The sequence below is a fragment of the Pseudarthrobacter sp. S9 genome, from assembly GCF_050156545.1.
Lineage (GTDB): Bacteria > Actinomycetota > Actinomycetes > Actinomycetales > Micrococcaceae > Arthrobacter.
In genome coordinates, this window is record NZ_CP189576.1 from 318,794 (window position 1) to 334,753 (window position 15,960).

Annotated in this window: 14 protein-coding genes; all 14 read right to left on the minus strand. The window is 68.4% G+C overall.

The window, feature by feature from the left end:
• Positions 1–21: 21 nt before the first annotated feature.
• The 14 genes from ACQCSY_RS01535 to ACQCSY_RS01600 all read right to left on the minus strand — a co-directional run bounded on the left by ACQCSY_RS01535 (position 22) and on the right by ACQCSY_RS01600 (position 15,880).
• Complete coding sequence (locus tag ACQCSY_RS01535; protein ID WP_427132589.1) at positions 22–702, minus strand: DivIVA domain-containing protein; 681 nt, start codon at positions 700–702, stop codon at positions 22–24.
• 160 nt (positions 703–862) lie between these two features.
• Positions 863–1,150, minus strand: coding sequence for a YggT family protein (locus ACQCSY_RS01540; RefSeq protein ID WP_427132591.1), 288 nt, complete (start codon positions 1,148–1,150; stop codon positions 863–865).
• Between the two features lie 135 nt (positions 1,151–1,285).
• Positions 1,286–1,816, minus strand: coding sequence for a cell division protein SepF (locus ACQCSY_RS01545; protein WP_427132593.1), 531 nt, complete (start codon positions 1,814–1,816; stop codon positions 1,286–1,288).
• An 88-nt stretch (positions 1,817–1,904) separates the two neighbouring features.
• Positions 1,905–2,648: a YggS family pyridoxal phosphate-dependent enzyme gene (locus tag ACQCSY_RS01550; RefSeq protein WP_427132595.1), complete on the minus strand. Its 744-nt coding sequence runs from the start codon at positions 2,646–2,648 to the stop codon at positions 1,905–1,907.
• Positions 2,645–3,451, minus strand: a complete 807-nt coding sequence (locus ACQCSY_RS01555) for a polyphenol oxidase family protein (RefSeq protein WP_427132597.1) — start codon at positions 3,449–3,451, stop codon at positions 2,645–2,647. The genes ACQCSY_RS01550 and ACQCSY_RS01555 overlap by 4 nt, the downstream gene beginning before the upstream one ends.
• A gap of 118 nt (positions 3,452–3,569) precedes the next feature.
• Positions 3,570–4,790, minus strand: coding sequence for a cell division protein FtsZ (gene ftsZ / locus ACQCSY_RS01560; protein WP_427132599.1), 1,221 nt, complete (start codon positions 4,788–4,790; stop codon positions 3,570–3,572).
• A gap of 286 nt (positions 4,791–5,076) precedes the next feature.
• Positions 5,077–5,958, minus strand: coding sequence for a cell division protein FtsQ/DivIB (locus tag ACQCSY_RS01565; protein ID WP_427132601.1), 882 nt, complete (start codon positions 5,956–5,958; stop codon positions 5,077–5,079).
• A complete protein-coding gene (gene murC / locus ACQCSY_RS01570) occupies positions 5,951–7,351 on the minus strand; it encodes a UDP-N-acetylmuramate--L-alanine ligase (RefSeq protein ID WP_427132602.1) in 1,401 nt (466 codons plus the stop codon). Before murC ends, ACQCSY_RS01565 begins: the two co-directional genes overlap by 8 nt.
• Positions 7,352–7,393: 42 nt before the next feature.
• A complete protein-coding gene (locus tag ACQCSY_RS01575) occupies positions 7,394–8,515 on the minus strand; it encodes a UDP-N-acetylglucosamine--N-acetylmuramyl-(pentapeptide) pyrophosphoryl-undecaprenol N-acetylglucosamine transferase (protein WP_427132604.1) in 1,122 nt (373 codons plus the stop codon).
• A gap of 6 nt (positions 8,516–8,521) precedes the next feature.
• Complete coding sequence (ftsW, locus tag ACQCSY_RS01580) at positions 8,522–9,952, minus strand: putative lipid II flippase FtsW (RefSeq protein WP_427132606.1); 1,431 nt, start codon at positions 9,950–9,952, stop codon at positions 8,522–8,524.
• Between the two features lie 2 nt (positions 9,953–9,954).
• Positions 9,955–11,556, minus strand: a complete 1,602-nt coding sequence (gene murD, locus ACQCSY_RS01585; RefSeq protein ID WP_427132608.1) for a UDP-N-acetylmuramoyl-L-alanine--D-glutamate ligase — start codon at positions 11,554–11,556, stop codon at positions 9,955–9,957.
• The gene (mraY, locus tag ACQCSY_RS01590; protein WP_427132610.1) at positions 11,538–12,647 is read right to left on the minus strand and encodes a phospho-N-acetylmuramoyl-pentapeptide-transferase; all 1,110 of its coding nucleotides are present in this window, start codon (positions 12,645–12,647) and stop codon (positions 11,538–11,540) included. Before mraY ends, murD begins: the two co-directional genes overlap by 19 nt.
• The gene (locus ACQCSY_RS01595) at positions 12,644–14,203 is read right to left on the minus strand and encodes a UDP-N-acetylmuramoyl-tripeptide--D-alanyl-D-alanine ligase (RefSeq protein WP_427132612.1); all 1,560 of its coding nucleotides are present in this window, start codon (positions 14,201–14,203) and stop codon (positions 12,644–12,646) included. Before ACQCSY_RS01595 ends, mraY begins: the two co-directional genes overlap by 4 nt.
• A gap of 6 nt (positions 14,204–14,209) precedes the next feature.
• Entirely contained in the window at positions 14,210–15,880 is a 1,671-nt protein-coding gene (locus tag ACQCSY_RS01600) for a UDP-N-acetylmuramoyl-L-alanyl-D-glutamate--2,6-diaminopimelate ligase (RefSeq protein WP_427132613.1), read from the minus strand.
• Positions 15,881–15,960: the final 80 nt, after the last annotated feature.

Below are 15,960 nucleotides of genomic sequence, written 5' to 3' on the forward strand. Positions count from 1 at the left end.
TCAGAATACTTGCTTAATGCCCTAGCTGGCTTCGCCAACCTCAGGAGCGGCTACGGAGCCGCGGGCATCCAGGTCGCGGAGCTGACCTTCGATGTAGGCCTTCAGGCGTGAGCGGTAGTCGCGTTCGAAGCCGCGCAGCTGCTCGACCTTGCGTTCCAGGACGGAGCGCTGCTGTTCGAGGGCGCCCAGGATCTTGCGGGACTTTTCCTGCGCGTCGTTGACGAGGCTGCTGGCCTCGATCTGGGCTTCAGCGATGATCTTGTCCCGCTGCTGCTCGCCGTCGGCGACGTGCTTGTCGTGCATCTGCTGGGCCATGGCGAGCAGGCCCGCAGCGGACTCGGCGGCGGGAGTTGCGGCGGCACGTGCCGGAGCGGCTGCCGGGACGGGAGCCTGCTCGGCTTCCTTCTTCTTGGCAGCTTCAGCGGCCTTGGCCTCGGCTTCTGCCTTGGCACGGTCTTCCTTCTCGGCCTTGACGGGCGCCGGGACCTTCTCCACGACGGGAGCCGGGGCAGCGGAGCTGGCAGGCGTGCCGGCGCCGAGTTCGGCGAGCTTCTTGCGCAGCTCGTCGTTCTCCTGGTTCAGGCGCCGCAGTTCGACGACGATTTCATCCAGGAAGTCATCAACTTCATCCTGGTCGTAGCCTTCGCGGAACTTGGTCGGCTGAAAGCGCTTGTTGACAACGTCTTCTGGCGTCAAAGCCATCTGGTCACCTCGTTGGTCTAGTAAGTCAGTAGGCCTTCCGGCCGTCAAAACTACGGTACCTAAATATGGTCTGGTTCCTCTAATTCAACACCGCAGTGTCAAACCGGAGTTTCTATCGGTTCGGGCCGCGGACCGGGTCCGCCGCCCCTGCAACATATGCCTATGCCAGGCTCCTGGCGACTGCCATCGCCACGCTCACGGCCACAAAAAGCAGCAGGAAGCCCAGATCCAGCGAGATCCCGCCCAGCCGCAGGGGCGGAATGAGCCGCCGGAGCAGCTTGAGCGGCCTGTCCGTGACGGAATACACGGCATGCGCAGTGACGAGCGCCGCACCCCGCGGCCGCCAGCTCCGGGCGAACATCTGGACCCAGTCAAAGACCAGGCGGATGATCAGGGCAACGAAAAAAAGCAAGAGCGCGATATAGACAAGTCCGAAAACAATTCCCATGAGTTAATTCATATCTCCATGTTCATTCCGGATACCGCAGTGTCCTGAAGAAAGTATCGCTTCTATTTCAACACGGATAATTCAGCACGGATGCCAGGCAGGTGTCCCTGCCTGGCATCCGTGGGGAAATCCGGGTTAGCTCTGGTTGAAGAAGCTGGCCTGCGTCTCGCTGACCTTCTTGTCATCGCCGATGACTTCAACGTACGACGGCGACAGCAGGAACACCTTGTTCGTCACCCGTTCGATGCTGCCCCGGAGGCCGAAGACAAGCCCTGCGGAGAAATCGACGAGGCGCTTGGCGTCGGCCTCGCCCATGTCGGTGACGTTCATGATGACGGGGATGCCATCACGGAAGCTTTCACCGATGAGTTTGGCGTCGTTGTAGGACCGCGGGTGGATCGTGGTGATCTGCCGGAGGCCGGTGGTCTCTTCGCGGCTCGATGCCGCACGCTTGATGGGTGTCACAGGTGCGCGATATTCCTCTTCAGCGGCGTAGGGCTCTTCCCTGGGGACCTCGCGGACAGGCGCCGGCGCACGGCGTTCCTCGCGGTCGTGCTCCATGGATTCGTCCTCATCCTTGTGCGATGTGTGGTGCTCAGACTCGTAGTGTTCGTCGCCGTCAGCGAGCCCAAGATAGATCATTGTCTTGCGCAGAGCGCCAGCCATGGTCGGCTCCTAATCGTGTCCGTAAGCGGGCCGATCAAATGACTAGACAGCCTTGGAATCCCCGCCATTACCTTCCAATACGTTGAACCTACCGCAACGCCGGACGCGGACCGAGAATATCCGAGCCAATGCGGAGGTGTGTCGCCCCGAACCTGATGGCCGCTTCGAGGTCCTGGCTCATGCCGGCGGAAATTCCCATGGCGTCGGGAAATTGCGCCGTCAGCCGCGCGGAGATGGCGGCCATCTTCTCGAAGGCCGCCGCCGGATCCGTCCCGAGCGGGGCCACCGCCATGACGCCTGCCAGCCGGAGGCCCTCCGAACCGGCGAGCTGTTCGGCAAGTCCCGGGACGTCGGCCGGCAGCGCACCGCCGCGGTGTCGGTCGGCGTCGTCGTCCAGGCTGACCTGGATGAAGCAGTCCAGCGGGGCGCGCCCGGTGCGTTCGCGTTCGGTGGCCATGGCCTTGGCCAGCGCGGCTGCCAGCGGCGGACGGTCCACGGAGTGTACGGCGTGGGCGTATTTCACCACGGACTTGGCCTTGTTGCTCTGCAGTTGGCCGATGAAGTGCCATCGGAGGTCCAGTTCGGTCAGCTGCGCCGCCTTGTCCGCGGCCTCCTGGTCCCGGTTCTCGCCGACGTCGGTGATGCCCAGGGAAGCCAGCCGCCGGACGTCCTGCGCCGGGTGGAACTTGGTGACGACGATCAGCCTCGGCGGGTTCCCCTGCCGTCCGGCGGCCGCCACGGCGGCGTCGATCCGCTGCCGGACCGCTGCCAGGTTGTCCCCGAGCCGCGCCAGGCGGGCGCCTTCCAGCGCTGCGTCCCCGGGCTCAGTCATTGACCGGCTCCCGGATCGTTGCGTGCCCGGACATCCGGCGCCCCGTCGGTCCGCGCCGGATCCGTCCATACCAGGCCCGCAAAGCGGCCGGTGTGGCTGTTGCGGCGGTAGGAGAACAGGCTTTCGTCCTCTAGGGTGCAGCCGCCGGAGTATTCGAGGGCGACGCCCGCAGCTTCCAGCTGGCTACGGACGCCTGCCGGCAGGTCCAGCCCCGGGGTGCCCCGGGAGGTGGTGCACCAGGTGGCGGGGACAATCGCGGCAACGTCCGCGCGCATCCCTTCGGGGACCTCGTAGCAGTGGCCGCAGATGGACGGGCCGATCCAGGCGCTGATGTGCCCCGCTCCGAGCTCCCGCAGGCGCGCCACGGCAGCCGGCACCACTCCGGAGGCCACGCCGGGACGTCCCGCGTGCGCGACGCCGAGGACGGGCGCTCCGGCGCCCAATGCCCCGGCGCCGGCCCCCACGAGCACCACCGGGACGCAGTCGGCCACCATGACAGCCAGCGGCTCGCCGGCGGAAACCATGGCGTCTGCAGTCGGAGCGTCTGCAGTCGGAGCGTCGGCGGTCGGGGCATCGGCCGTGGAGCCGTCCGCACTGCCGGCGATGGTGGTGACGTCGCTGCCGTGGACCTGGTTCATGTACCGGAAGTGGCGGCCGGCGAGTCCCGCGGCCTGTTCGAGCTCACCGCGGCGGCGCCTGACCTCCGCAGGGTCGTCGCCGACATGGAGTGCAAGGTTGCCGGCTGCGGTGTCGGTGAACGCCACCCAGACGCCGGGCCGGACTTCAGCTCGCCACGAGAACAATCAGTACACCGCCACATTCGTTGTCATCACTTGGATCATCATTAGGATCATCACCGGGATCCGGGGGAAAGCACCATGGCACTGCCGGAGGGCAGTGCCATGGATGCGGCCGCAGGACCTACTTGAGGAAGTCGGGGACATCCAGGTCGTCCGAGTGGCGGCCGGACAGGTCCGGCTCCACGACAGACGGCAGGTCGACGTCGAAGCCCGAGTCGGCCGGCACGGCGGACGGGCGCTGCTGGCCCCAGCCGCCGTAGCCGGACGCGCCTACCGTGGCATGCAGCGGCTGGACGTGGGCAGAGGCCGGAGCCTGGGCCGGGGCGGGAGCCGCGGGGGTTGCCGGGCGCTGGGGTGCAGCCGGGAGGGACTGGTCCATGGAGGGCGAGGTGGCCTTGACGTCGTCGAAGCCGGCGGCGATGACGGTGACGCGTGCTTCGTCGCCGAGGGCGTCGTCGATGACCGCACCGAAGATGATGTTTGCCTCCGGGTGGGCGACTTCCTGGACGAGGCGGGCTGCCTCGTTGATCTCGAAGAGGCCGAGGTCCGAGCCGCCCTGGATGGACAGCAGGACGCCGTGGGCGCCGTCGATCGATGCTTCCAGCAGCGGGGAGGCGATGGCGAGTTCCGCGGCCTTGACGGCCCGGTCTTCGCCGCGTGCCGATCCGATGCCCATCAGGGCCGAACCTGCGCCCTGCATGACGGACTTGACGTCGGCGAAGTCGAGGTTGATCAGGCCCGGGGTGGTGATCAGGTCTGTGATGCCCTGGACACCGGACAGCAGGACCTGGTCGGCGGAACGGAACGCGTCAAGGACGGACACGTTGCGGTCGCTGATAGACAGCAGGCGGTCGTTCGGGATCACGATCAGGGTGTCGACTTCGTCGCGGAGTGCGTCGATGCCCGCCTCGGCGGAGCCGGCGCGCCGGCGGCCTTCAAAGGTGAACGGACGGGTGACGACGCCGATGGTCAGGGCACCGAGCGAGCGGGCGATCCGGGCCACGACGGGCGCGCCGCCGGTGCCGGTGCCGCCGCCTTCGCCGGCGGTGACGAAGACCATATCCGCGCCACGGATGACCTCTTCGATTTCATCGGCGTGGTCCTCCGCGGCCTGCTTACCGACCTCAGGGTTCGCACCGGCTCCCAGTCCACGTGTCAGCTCACGCCCGACGTCGAGCTTGACGTCTGCGTCGCTCATCAACAATGCCTGGGCATCGGTGTTGATGGCGATGAATTCGACGCCGCGAAGACCGACCTCGATCATGCGGTTGACTGCGTTCACGCCACCGCCGCCGATGCCGACGACCTTGATGACGGCCAAGTAATTCTGCGGAGCTGCCACGTTACGTGTCCCTTGTTCGTGTTCTGTTGCGAAAACTGATGGAGTCGGGCTTGAAGCTTTGAACCTTAACCTTCGACTTGAAGGTTATAGTTATGTCAAGTAACTCATGTCTGTGACGGTATTTCCTATGCCGGGGACATTCAATAACCGGCACCGCGTGTCGCAGGAATACCGGGGAAATACCCTCTTTTGTGTTGCCGCGGGTCCTTCTGTGAGCGCCGCGGGCGGCGCCCGGGCCGCTGCCCTGACGCCCGCCGGAGCGAAACGCCGTGTAACTGATTGGCTGCTACCGGGTGACGGGGTGCCGGGGCACGCTGACGTCGTAGATCCGGACCGGGTTTTTCGGGTCCGCGGGTGCCTTCAGGAGGGCCGCGAGCACCCGGGCCTTGAGCTCCTTCTCCCCCGCATTGCCCCAGATGATCGTCTGCCCGTCGACGAGCCTGAGTTCGACGGCGTCCGCGGACGCCGCCGAGGCGTTGGAAAGCCTCGCGAGGACATCCGCCGGGAGCGCTCCCAGCACCGCGGTGATGGCGTGGAACAGCTCCGTCGCGAGGGCTCCTCCTCCCTCGTCGATGACCGGCAACGGTACGGACGTCGGGTCGGCGGTCTTGCTGAGCTGCACGCCGTCGACATCCACCAGCTGGAAGGTTTCCCCCTGCTTGACCAGGGCCACCGGAACGCGTTCGGTGACGCGGACTTCGAGCGTGGAGGGCGGGCGCCCCTGGGTGCTGACCTCCTTGACCTGGACCAGCGGCTTCAGGAGGGCGCTGACGTCCTCCTTGCTGATCTGCGGCAGGGGTTTGCCCTGCAGCGGCGCGAGGGCCGCCCGGACCTGGTCAGCGCTCAGCAGTTTGGTGCCGTCCACCGTGACGGTCCGCAGGGCCAGCACCGGCGAGTAGACGGCGGCCGCCAGGATCCCCGCCATCAGCACCGCGAGGACGCCGATGGTGCTCAGCAGGATGCGCTTGCGGCGCTTGGCCTTGGGCTCGGGAAACGAAAGGACATTGTCCGGCGCACTGCCCGGGCCACTGCCCGGGGCCGTGTCCGTGTCCCCGGCGTTCTTGGACGCCGAGATGACCTCCGTGCCGGTTCCGCCGGATCCACCGGAGCGCTCCGGCGAAGGGGTGCGGGTTCCTGCCCTGTAGGTGGGGCGTCGGGTGCTAGCCACCGGGGGCCTCCACCGTCAGGGCCTCAACGATCAGCGGCCCGTACGCCGTGACGTCGCCTGCGCCGGCGGTCAGCACGATGTCGCCCGGCGCCGCAGCGGCCAGCACCGCCTGCACGGCCTCGCGGTCCGGGCCGACAAGCCTGCCGCCGGAACCCAGGTGGTCGGCGATCAGCCGGCTGCTGACTCCGGGGATGGGATCCTCGCGGGCAGGATAGATGTCCAGGACCAGGGCCGTGTCCGCGGTGTTGAGCGCTTCGGCGAACTCGCGGGCGAATTCGCGGGTCCGGGAGAACAGGTGCGGCTGGAAGAGCACGTGCACTTTGTGCCCGCCGGCAACGGCCCGCGCGGCGGACAGGGCGGCGCGGACCTCGGTGGGGTGATGGGCGTAGTCATCGTAAACGCGGACACCGCGGCCCCCGCCCTTGAATTCGAAGCGGCGCGAGGCGCCGGAGAAGTGCGCCAGGGCACGGGCGGCGGCTTCCGGCTCGACGCCGAGTTCGACTGCGACGGCGAACGCCGCGGCGGCGTTAAGCGCGTTGTGCCGGCCGGGGACCTGCAGCTCGACGGCGAACCGGCCCGCCGGCGTCGAGATCCACACCTGGCCGGGGCCGGCGTCGTGCAGCTTGACCTCGGCATCGTCCGCCGTGCCGTACAGGACTACCCTGGTGTTGCCGCGCGCCAGGGTGCGCTCAGCCAGGGCCCTGGCCCCGTCGTCATCCGCGCACGCCACCAGGAGTCCGCCGGCCGGCAGCAGGGCCGTGAAACGGTCGAAGGACTCATAGACGGCTTCGGCCGTGCCGTAGAAGTCCAGGTGGTCCGGTTCGACATTCGTCACCACCGCGACCTGCGGGCGGTAGTTCAGGAAGGAGCCGTCGGACTCGTCGGCTTCGGCGACGAAGATCCGGGAGCTGCCGTGCGCCGCGTTGACACCAAGCGCCGGGACGTTCGCGCCGATGGCGAAAGACGGATCCAGTCCGGCGCGCTGCAGCAGCACCGTGATCATCGACGTCGTGGTGGACTTGCCGTGCGTTCCCGCGACCGTCACGACGGTGTCGTCCGCCATGGTCGTGGCCAGCGCTTCGGAGCGGTGAAGCACGGGGAGACCGGCGGCGCGGGCGGCTGCGAGTTCGGGGTTGTCCGGGCGGATCGCCGAGCCGGCCACCACGGTCTGCGCGTCGCCGAGGTTTCCGGCGGCATAGCCGACCGCGATCCGGGCCCCGGCGGCCGCCAGGTCCGCCATGACCGGCAGGTCCTTGGCGTCGGAGCCGCTCACCGGGACGCCGCGCGCCACCATGATGCGGGCGACGGCGGACATGCCCACGCCTCCGATGCCGACGAAGTGCACCCGGCCCAGGGACTCGAGGGTACGGGCGCCGTGTGGGGGCTGGGTCATAGCTTTACCGCTTCCTGCCGTGCTGTTAAAGGACACTGCTGTTCAAGGACACCGCTGTTTGAAAGGCACTGCCGCTTCAAGTATGAGATCGGCCATGCGCCGGTCCGCGTTTCGGATGCCGAGGTGTTCGGAGCTGGCGGCCATCCGGGCCAGCCGGCCGTTGTCCAGCAGCAGGGGGATGATGTGTTCGCGGACCCAGTCGACGGTGAACGCGCTGTCCTCCACGATCAGGGCGCCTCCGGCGTCGACGAGGCCGGCTGCGTTCAGCGCCTGTTCGCCGTTGCCGATGGGGAGGGGGACGAAGACGGCGGGCACGCCGACGGCGGCGACTTCACAGACCGTGGCGGCACCGGCGCGGGCGAGCAGCAGGTCCGCCGCGGCGTAGACCGCTTCCATCCCGTCGACGTACTCCACCTGCCGGTAGCCCGGCGCGGCCAGCGGCTTGCCGTCGGCGTCGTGCACGGACTTGCCGCGCCCGGTGATGTGCAGGGTCTGGACACCGGCGTCGGCGAGAGCGCCGACGGACGCGGCCAGGGTCCGGTTGATGCTCTGGGCGCCCGAGGAGCCGCCGGTGACGATCAGTGCCGGCTGCTGCGGATCCAGCCCGAGCGCCGCCCGCGCCGCGGCCCTGGCCGCCGGGCGGTCCAGGCCGGAAATTTCGGGGCGCATCGGCATGCCGACATGCCGTGCGCCGCGGAGCCTGGTCCCGGCGAAGGCCACGGCCACGTGCCCGCCCAGCAGGGCCCCCACCCGGTTCGCCAGCCCGGGCCGGGTGTTGGCCTCGTGGACCACGATCGGAATCCTGCGGCGCCGGGCCGCGAGGTACATCGGCGTGCACACATATCCCCCGACCCCCACCAGGACGTCGGCCTTGGCCTCATCGAGGATTGAGCCGGCCTGCTTCACCGCACCGGACAGCCGGCCGGGAAGCCGCAGCAGGTCCAGGGAGGGCCTGCGCGGAAACGGGACACGGCTGATGGTGGCGAGCTCCAGCCCGGCAGCCGGGACCAGCCGGGCTTCCATCCCGCCCGGGGTGCCCACGGCCAGGAGCCGCGCCCCGGGGCGGGCCTGCCGGACCGCACCTGCGATGGCCAGCAGCGGGCTGATGTGCCCGGCTGTTCCGCCGCCGGCGAGGACCACGGACAATGTCGACTCGGTGTTCATGAAGGGCTATTTACGCTTTCGTGCAGGGTTATGTGGTGCAGGGCTTTGTGGTGCAGGGTTCTTCGGTGCAGGGTTCTTCGAGCCCGCGCCGGTGCCCCGGGACTTCGTGCGCCGGGGCAGGCTCAGGCCGAAAAGCCGCTTGGATTGGAGGCTTGGTGCCATCTGCGCCCGGGCCAGAGACAAGACTACGCCGATCGCGCACAGCGACATGAGCAGCGCCGAGCCGCCGTAGGAGATGAACGGCAGCGGGATCCCGACCACCGGGGCCAGGCCGGTGACGACGGCCATGTTGACCGTGGCCTGGCCGAGCAGCCAGACCATGATGGTGCCGGCGAGCACGCGGTGGAACATGTCCTTCTGCGCCGCAACCACGCGGTAGATCGCGGTGCCGAGGATGGCGAACAGCACCAGGACGACGACGGTGCCCACGAGTCCGAGCTCCTCGCCGATGATGGCGAAGATGAAGTCATTGTGGGCTTCCGGAATCCAGCTGTATTTCTGCCGGCTCTGGCCCAGCCCCACACCGAACCAGCCTCCGGAAGCAAGCCCGTAGAGGCCGTTCGTGGACTGGTAGTTCACGTCCGAACCGTCCGCGCAGGTCTGGCCGGTCCAGGACAGGATGCGGCAGACGCGGTTGGGGCTCGTGATGGCGAGGATCAGGGTGCCGGCGGCCAGCACGATCCCGGCAATGCCGAAGACGTAAAGCCGCACCCCGGCAAAGAACAGCGCCGCGGCCGTGATGATCATGACGATCATGGCCGTGCCGAGGTCGTTGCCGGCCAGGATGAGGCCGATGATCACGACGGCGCCGGGCCCGACGGGGATCAGTGCGTGCTTGGAGTGGGTGAGGAGCTTGGCCTTGCGGTGCAGCACCGTGGCCATCCACAGGGCCAGCGCCAGCTTGGCGGCTTCGGAGGGCTGGAAGGTGAACGGTCCGACGTCGATCCAGTTCTGGTTGCCGAGCGTGCTGCGCCCCACCAGGAGCACCAGCACAAGCAGGATCATGGCCGCAAAGAGGGCGGGCCAGGCGAAGCGCTTGAGCCACACCACGTTGACACGGGACAACACCAGCATGAAGAACACGCCGATGGCCGCGAACATGCCCTGCTTGAGGGCGGCAGAGTACGGCGACTCCCCGGCCGCTATGGCTTCCACGCTGGAAGCGGACAACACCATCATGATGCCGATCGCGGTCAGCGCGAGGGTTGATCCGAGGATCAGGTAGTACGTGGACCCGTTGCGGGACTTGCCCGTCCCCTCCAGGGCCGACCAGAAGCCCCGGTACCAGCGGCGCAGCTTTCCGGCCGGAAGCGCCTCCGCTGAAGCCTCGCGCGGTGCTGCGGATTCCTTGGCTGCCGGTTGGCCCCCGGGGTTTTTTGCGGGGTTGCCGACGACGGCGGGCTTGGCCGCCGTCGTACGTGTGGGCGTGCTGACCATTGTTACTCCTCGCTGGTCTGAGCCTGCCCTTCCACGAGCTCGCGGACAGCGTCGATGAAGGCATCGCCACGGTGAGCATAGGAAGAGAACTGGTCCATGGAAGCAGCCGCCGGGGCCAGGAGCACAGTGTCCCCGGAGGCGGCCAGCTGCGCCGCCGACGCAACGGCCCGGGCCATCACAGTCTCGCTGAAAATCGGCGAAGGGCCTGCGTCGGCTTTGGCCGTTCCGGCAGTCTGCACATTTTCAGTGTCGCCCTTCGCCTGGCCGATCACGGGGACATCCGGCGCGTGTCGCTTCAGCGCGGACTGCAGCTCGCTGGAGTCCGCGCCGATCAGGACTACCGCCTTGAGCCGGCGGGCGTGCTCCTGGACCAGGGCATCATAGTTCACGCCCTTGGATAGCCCGCCGGCGATCCACACCACGTTCTGGAACGCGGACAGCGAGGCCGAGGCGGCATGGGGGTTGGTGGCCTTCGAGTCGTTGACCCACAGCACGCCGTTGTGGCGGGCGACGGGCTGGATCCTGTGGTCGCCCGGAAGGTAGTCCCGCAGTCCCTTGCGGACGGCGGACGGCTCGACGCCGTAGGCCCGGACCAGGGCTGCCGCCGCCAGCGCGTTGGCCACCATGTGGCGCGGTGCCACCGGGCCCAGATCGGACATGGCGGCAAGTTCCGCGGCACTGTCCTTGCGCCCGGGAATGAACGCGCGGTCCACGAGCAGCCCTTCGACAACGCCGAGCATGCTGATGGCCGGCGTCAGGGTGGTGAAGCCCACGGCCCGGCAGCCTTCCACCACGTCGGCGTCTTCCACCATGCGTTCGGTTTCGATCTGCTCGGCGTTGTAGATGCACGCCTTACGGGTGTTCTCGTAGACCTTGGCCTTGTCGGCCAGGTAGGAGGCATAGGAGCCGTGCCAGTCGACGTGGTCTTCGGCGACGTTGAGGCACACGCTGGCGACGGGCGAGACGGAGTGGCTCCAGTGCAGCTGGAAGCTGGAGAGTTCCACGGCAAGGACGTCGTAGTCCACCGGGTCGCGAAGGGCGTCCAGGATGGGCGTCCCGACGTTGCCGACGGCGATGGCCTTGAGTCCGGCTGCCCGCAGCATGGACTCGGTCAGGCCGACCGTCGTCGTCTTGCCGTTGGTACCGGTAATGGTGAGCCAGTCGGCGGTCTTCCGGCCCTTCCGTTCGCGCACGCGCCAGGCGAGTTCGACGTCGCCCCAGACCGGGATGTGCGTCCTCGCCGCGCCGGCCAGTAGAGACTGGTCGGGGCGCCAGCCCGGGGAGGTGACGATCAGGTCCGGCTTCTGGCCGTCGACCTTGGGGACCGTCTCCACGGCCGCATCACCGAGCAACACTTCGGCCGCGCCGACGATCCGGAGGGTGTCCGCCTGGGCCTGCGCCTTGAGGCTGGTGGCGGCGTCCACCACCACCACCCGGGCGCCGAGTTCGATGAGCGTGTCCGCGGCGGCGAAGCCCGAGACGCCGATGCCGGTGACCACGACGCGCAGCCCGGCCCAGTCGGAATCCCAGCTGACCAGATCCTGCAGCCGGGGTGAGGTGGTAAGGGGTACGGGAATCGGTCCGGTCACAGGAGCACCACCCATTCGGCGTAGAAGATGCCCAGGCCGGCGGCGACGAACAGCCCGCACAGGATCCAGAAACGGACCACAACGGTGACTTCCGCCCAGCCCTTGAGTTCAAAGTGGTGCTGCAGCGGGGCCATCTTGAAGAACCGCTTTCCCTTGGTGATCTTGAAGTACCCGACCTGGATGATGACCGAGAGGGTGATGAGGACGAAGAGTCCGCCGATGAAGGCCAGCAGCAGTTCCGTCCGGGACAGGATGGCGAAGCCGGCGACTGCGCCGCCGATCGCCAGCGATCCGGTGTCGCCCATGAAGATCTTGGCCGGTGAGGTGTTCCACCACAGGAACCCGACCAGCGCGGCGCTGAGGATCGCGGCCAGCAGTGCCAGGTCAAGGGGATCGCGGACCGAGTAACAGCCGCTGCCGGCCTGGCGCGGGGAACCGCAGGCCTGGTTGCTCTGCCAGATACCCATGAGGGTGTACGCGCCGAACACCATCACCGAGGCGCCGGCGGCCAGGCCGTCGAGGCCGTCGGTGAGGTTTACGCCGTTGGTGGCCGCGGTGACGATCAGGTTGGACCACACGACGAACAGGATGGCGCCGATCACGGTGCCGCCGAACGCCAGGTTGAGCCACGGAATGTCTCGGACCAGCGAGATCTGCGTGGACGCGGGGGTCACGCCGGCGGCATTCGGGAAGTTCAGGGCCAGGACGGCGAAGCTGATGCCGACGGCGGCCTGGAGGATCAGCTTGGCCTTGGCGTTCAGGCCGAGGCTCCGCTGTTTGGAAATCTTGATGAAGTCGTCGAGGAAGCCGACGAGCCCCATTCCCACCATGAGGAACAGCAGCAGTATGGCCGAGGCTGTCGGTCCCGGGGAGCGCGGGTTCATCAGCCACATGATCAGGTGCGTCAGTCCGTAGCTGACAAGGACCGCCATGACAACGACCGTGCCGCCCATGGTTGGCGTGCCGCGCTTGGTGTGATGTGAGGTGGGACCGTCGTCCCGGATGAACTGTCCGTAGCTCTTCCGGACCAGGAGCCGGATGAAGAGCGGGGTGCCTGTGAAGGCGAAGAGCAAGGCCATTCCAGCGCCAATCAGCAGTGCAATCACAGCAGTGCACTCCCTTCCGTGGCGGTTCCGGCAGGTTTTCCGGCAGAGGTTCCCGCAGAGTTTCCGGGGGATTGTGGAGGTAATGCTATCCGATCGCCCAGATGGCGCAGTCCGATGCTGTTGGAGGACTTGAACAGGACCAGATCCCCCGGCCTGAGTTCGGCCTGCAGGAGCTCGTAGGCCTCGTCCGGCGTCTCGGCGAAGACGCATTCATCGCCCCACGATCCCTCCTGGACGGCGGAGACGTAGAGGGAGCGTGCCTCCCGGCCGACGACGACCAGGCGCGAGATGTTGAGACGCACCACCTGGGTGCCCACGGCGGTGTGCTCGCGGATGGAGTCGGGGCCGAGCTCGAGCATGGCGCCCAGGACCGCCCAGGTCCGGCGGCCGCGGCCGAGGTCGGCCAGGGTCCGCAGGGCGGCCCGCATGGATTCCGGGTTCGCGTTGTATGCGTCATTGATGATGGTGACGCCGTCGGCGCGCTCGGTGCGTTCCATCCGCCAGCGGCTGGCGGCCGCCTGGGCGCTGAGCGAGGCGGCGATCTGCATGCCGGGGATGCCGGCCGCGTGGGCCGCGCCGGCCGCTGCCAGGAGGTTGGCGACGTGATGGGCGCCGATCAGGCGGCTCGCGACGTGGTACGGGGTCGTCCCATCCGGGGCGTTTTCGCCCGGCAGGTAGAGCTCGAATTCGGGGCTGCCCCCGGCGTTCAGTTCGACGCCCTCGGCGCGGACCGCGGCCGGCTGCCCGTCGCGGGCAGGCTGGGCCGTGTAGCCGAGGACGCTTGCTTCCGTCCGGGCGGCCATGGCGGCGACGCGGGGATCGTCCAGGTTCAGCACGGCGGTGCCGGCGGCCGGGAGCGCCTCGACGAGCTCCCCCTTGGCGACCGCAATGTTCTCGACCCCGCCGAATTCGCCGGCATGGGCCGAGCCGACGCCGAGCACGACGCCGATGTCGGGGCGGACCATGTCCGCGAGGTAGCGGATGTGGCCGACGCCGGTGGCGCCCATCTCGATCACAAGGTACCGGGTGTCATAGCCGGCCTTGAACACGGTCAGCGGGACACCGATCTCACCGTTGTAGGACCCCTGCGGGGCTATTGTCTTGCCTTCGGCGTTGCCTTCGGCGGTCCCGTCGGCGTCGTTGGCGGCGAGGATTCCGGCCAGCAGGTCTTTGGTGGTGGTCTTGCCGGCGGAACCGGTGATGCCGATGACGGTCAGCGGCGCGCCAGCGGCTTCGCGGCGGGCCCGGATCCGGCGGACTGATTCAGCCGCCAGGGCGCCCACGGCGAGGACCGAGTCCTGGACGACGACGGCGGGGTAGTTCCGCCCGGCGTCATCGGGGACATCTCGCTCCACGAGCGCCAGGACCGCGCCCCGGTCAAACGCGGCGCCCACGAAGTCGTGGCCGTCGGCCGTCTCCCCCGGCTTGGCCACATAGAGGGAACCCGCCGTGGCCTCGCGGGAGTCGGTCACCACGGCGGCCGGGGTGATCCCTGGTTCCGCGGCCAGCCGGCCGTTGGTTATCTCGGCGATTTCCGCCGCTGTAAGTGCAATCATCTCGGTTTAGGACTCTATCCGCTGGTCTTCGAGAACGGTGAATCCCCGTGCTGTCAAGGCGTCCCGGAGCTCCACCCTGTCATCCAGGGCAAGGTTGACGCCCTTGACCTCCTGCCACACTTCGTGGCCGCGGCCGGCCACGAGGATGGTGTCCTCAGGGCCTGCCAGTTCCACAGCTTTTCGGATGGCGGCATCCCGCGGGTAAACCTCCAGCACCGTGCAGTCGAGGCCCTCCTTTTCCTTGGCCTCGAGGGCGCCGGCGAGCACATCGCGGCGGATTGCGGCCGCGTCCTCGTCGTGCGGGTCATCGTCGCTGACGATCACGGTGTCCGCCAGCCGGGCGGCGATGGCACCCATGGCGGGCCGCTTGCCCTGGTCCCGCTGGCCCGTGGCGCCGAAGACAATGATCACCTTCGAGGCCGGTTCCGGGGAACGGACGGCCTCGAGCGCACGGGCCAAGGCGTCAGGATTGTGCGCGAAGTCCACCACGGCAGCGGGAGCCGTGGAGAGGAGCTGCATGCGGCCGGGGACGGCCACCGTGAAGGGGTCCTCGCCGTCGAGGGCGGCCTGCACGGCGGCAGGATCCTGCCCGCTGGCGAGAACCATGACGGTGGCCAGCGCGGCGTTAGCGACGTTGAAGGACCCCGGGAGGCCGGTGTGGACGCGCAGTTCGGCGCCGCCGCGGTGCCGGAGCACGAAGTCGGTGCCGAGCCCGCGCGGGGCAGGGTTGACGACGGTCCAGTCCGCGCCGCCGCCGCCGTCCGTGCCGCCGTCAATGCCGCCGTCGGCCGGCCGGGCGGTGGCGAGGGTCGTCACGGGGATCTCGGAGGCGGCAGCCAGCTTCCGGCCCCAATCGTCGTCCACCGTCACGACGGCGGCGCGGGCGCGCTCCGGGGTGAACAGCCGGGCCTTGGTCTGGAAATACTCCTCCATGGTCCCGTGCAGGTCCAGGTGGTCCTGGGTCAGGTTGGTGAAGCCCGCGACGTCGAACACCACCCCGTCCACGCGGCGGAAGGACACGGCATGCGAGGAGACCTCCATGGACGCCGCATCCAGCCCGCGTTCGCGCATCAGCGCGAGCAGGGCGTGCACGTCCGTGGATTCGGGGGTTGTGAGCAGGCTGGGGATCGGCTCCCCACCCGCCAAGATCTCGATGGTCCCGATCAGCCCGGTCCGCTTGCCGAGCGCCTGCAGCAGGGAGTTGATGAAGTAGGTGGTGGTGGTCTTGCCGTTGGTGCCCGTGACCCCGTACAGGACCGGCGCTGCGGCCCCCTCGGGCCGGCTCTGGTAGATCAGGGCGGACAGCCGGCCGACGAGGCTGCGGGGCTCATCGGCGAGCAGCACCGGGACCGGAACGTCGTTGGAGAGCGCCAGCAGGCGCGCGCCGGCGTCGTCCGTCAGCACCGCAGCGGCGCCGGCGTCGACAGCCTGGGCCACGAAGTCGGCCCCGTGCCTTGTGGCACCCGGCAGGGCAACGTACAGATCCCCGGGCTGGACCGCCCGGGAGTTCAGCGAGATACCGGTGACCGGAACGGAGCCGGACGCCCCTGGAACGGCGACGCCGATCGACTCACCGATGGCTGCCAGTGGCACTGCGGCAACCGCAGTGGGCCGGAAGCCCGGGGTGGAGTCCTGGCCGGACGGCACGGAAGCGTCGGGGGCGTTGAGCTCTGACAAGTGGATCTCCGTTGTGGTGCTAGTGGATCTTGCGCTGCGCACGGAGGCAGGCTCCGGCCCGCAGGCACTGTGGTCTGGCA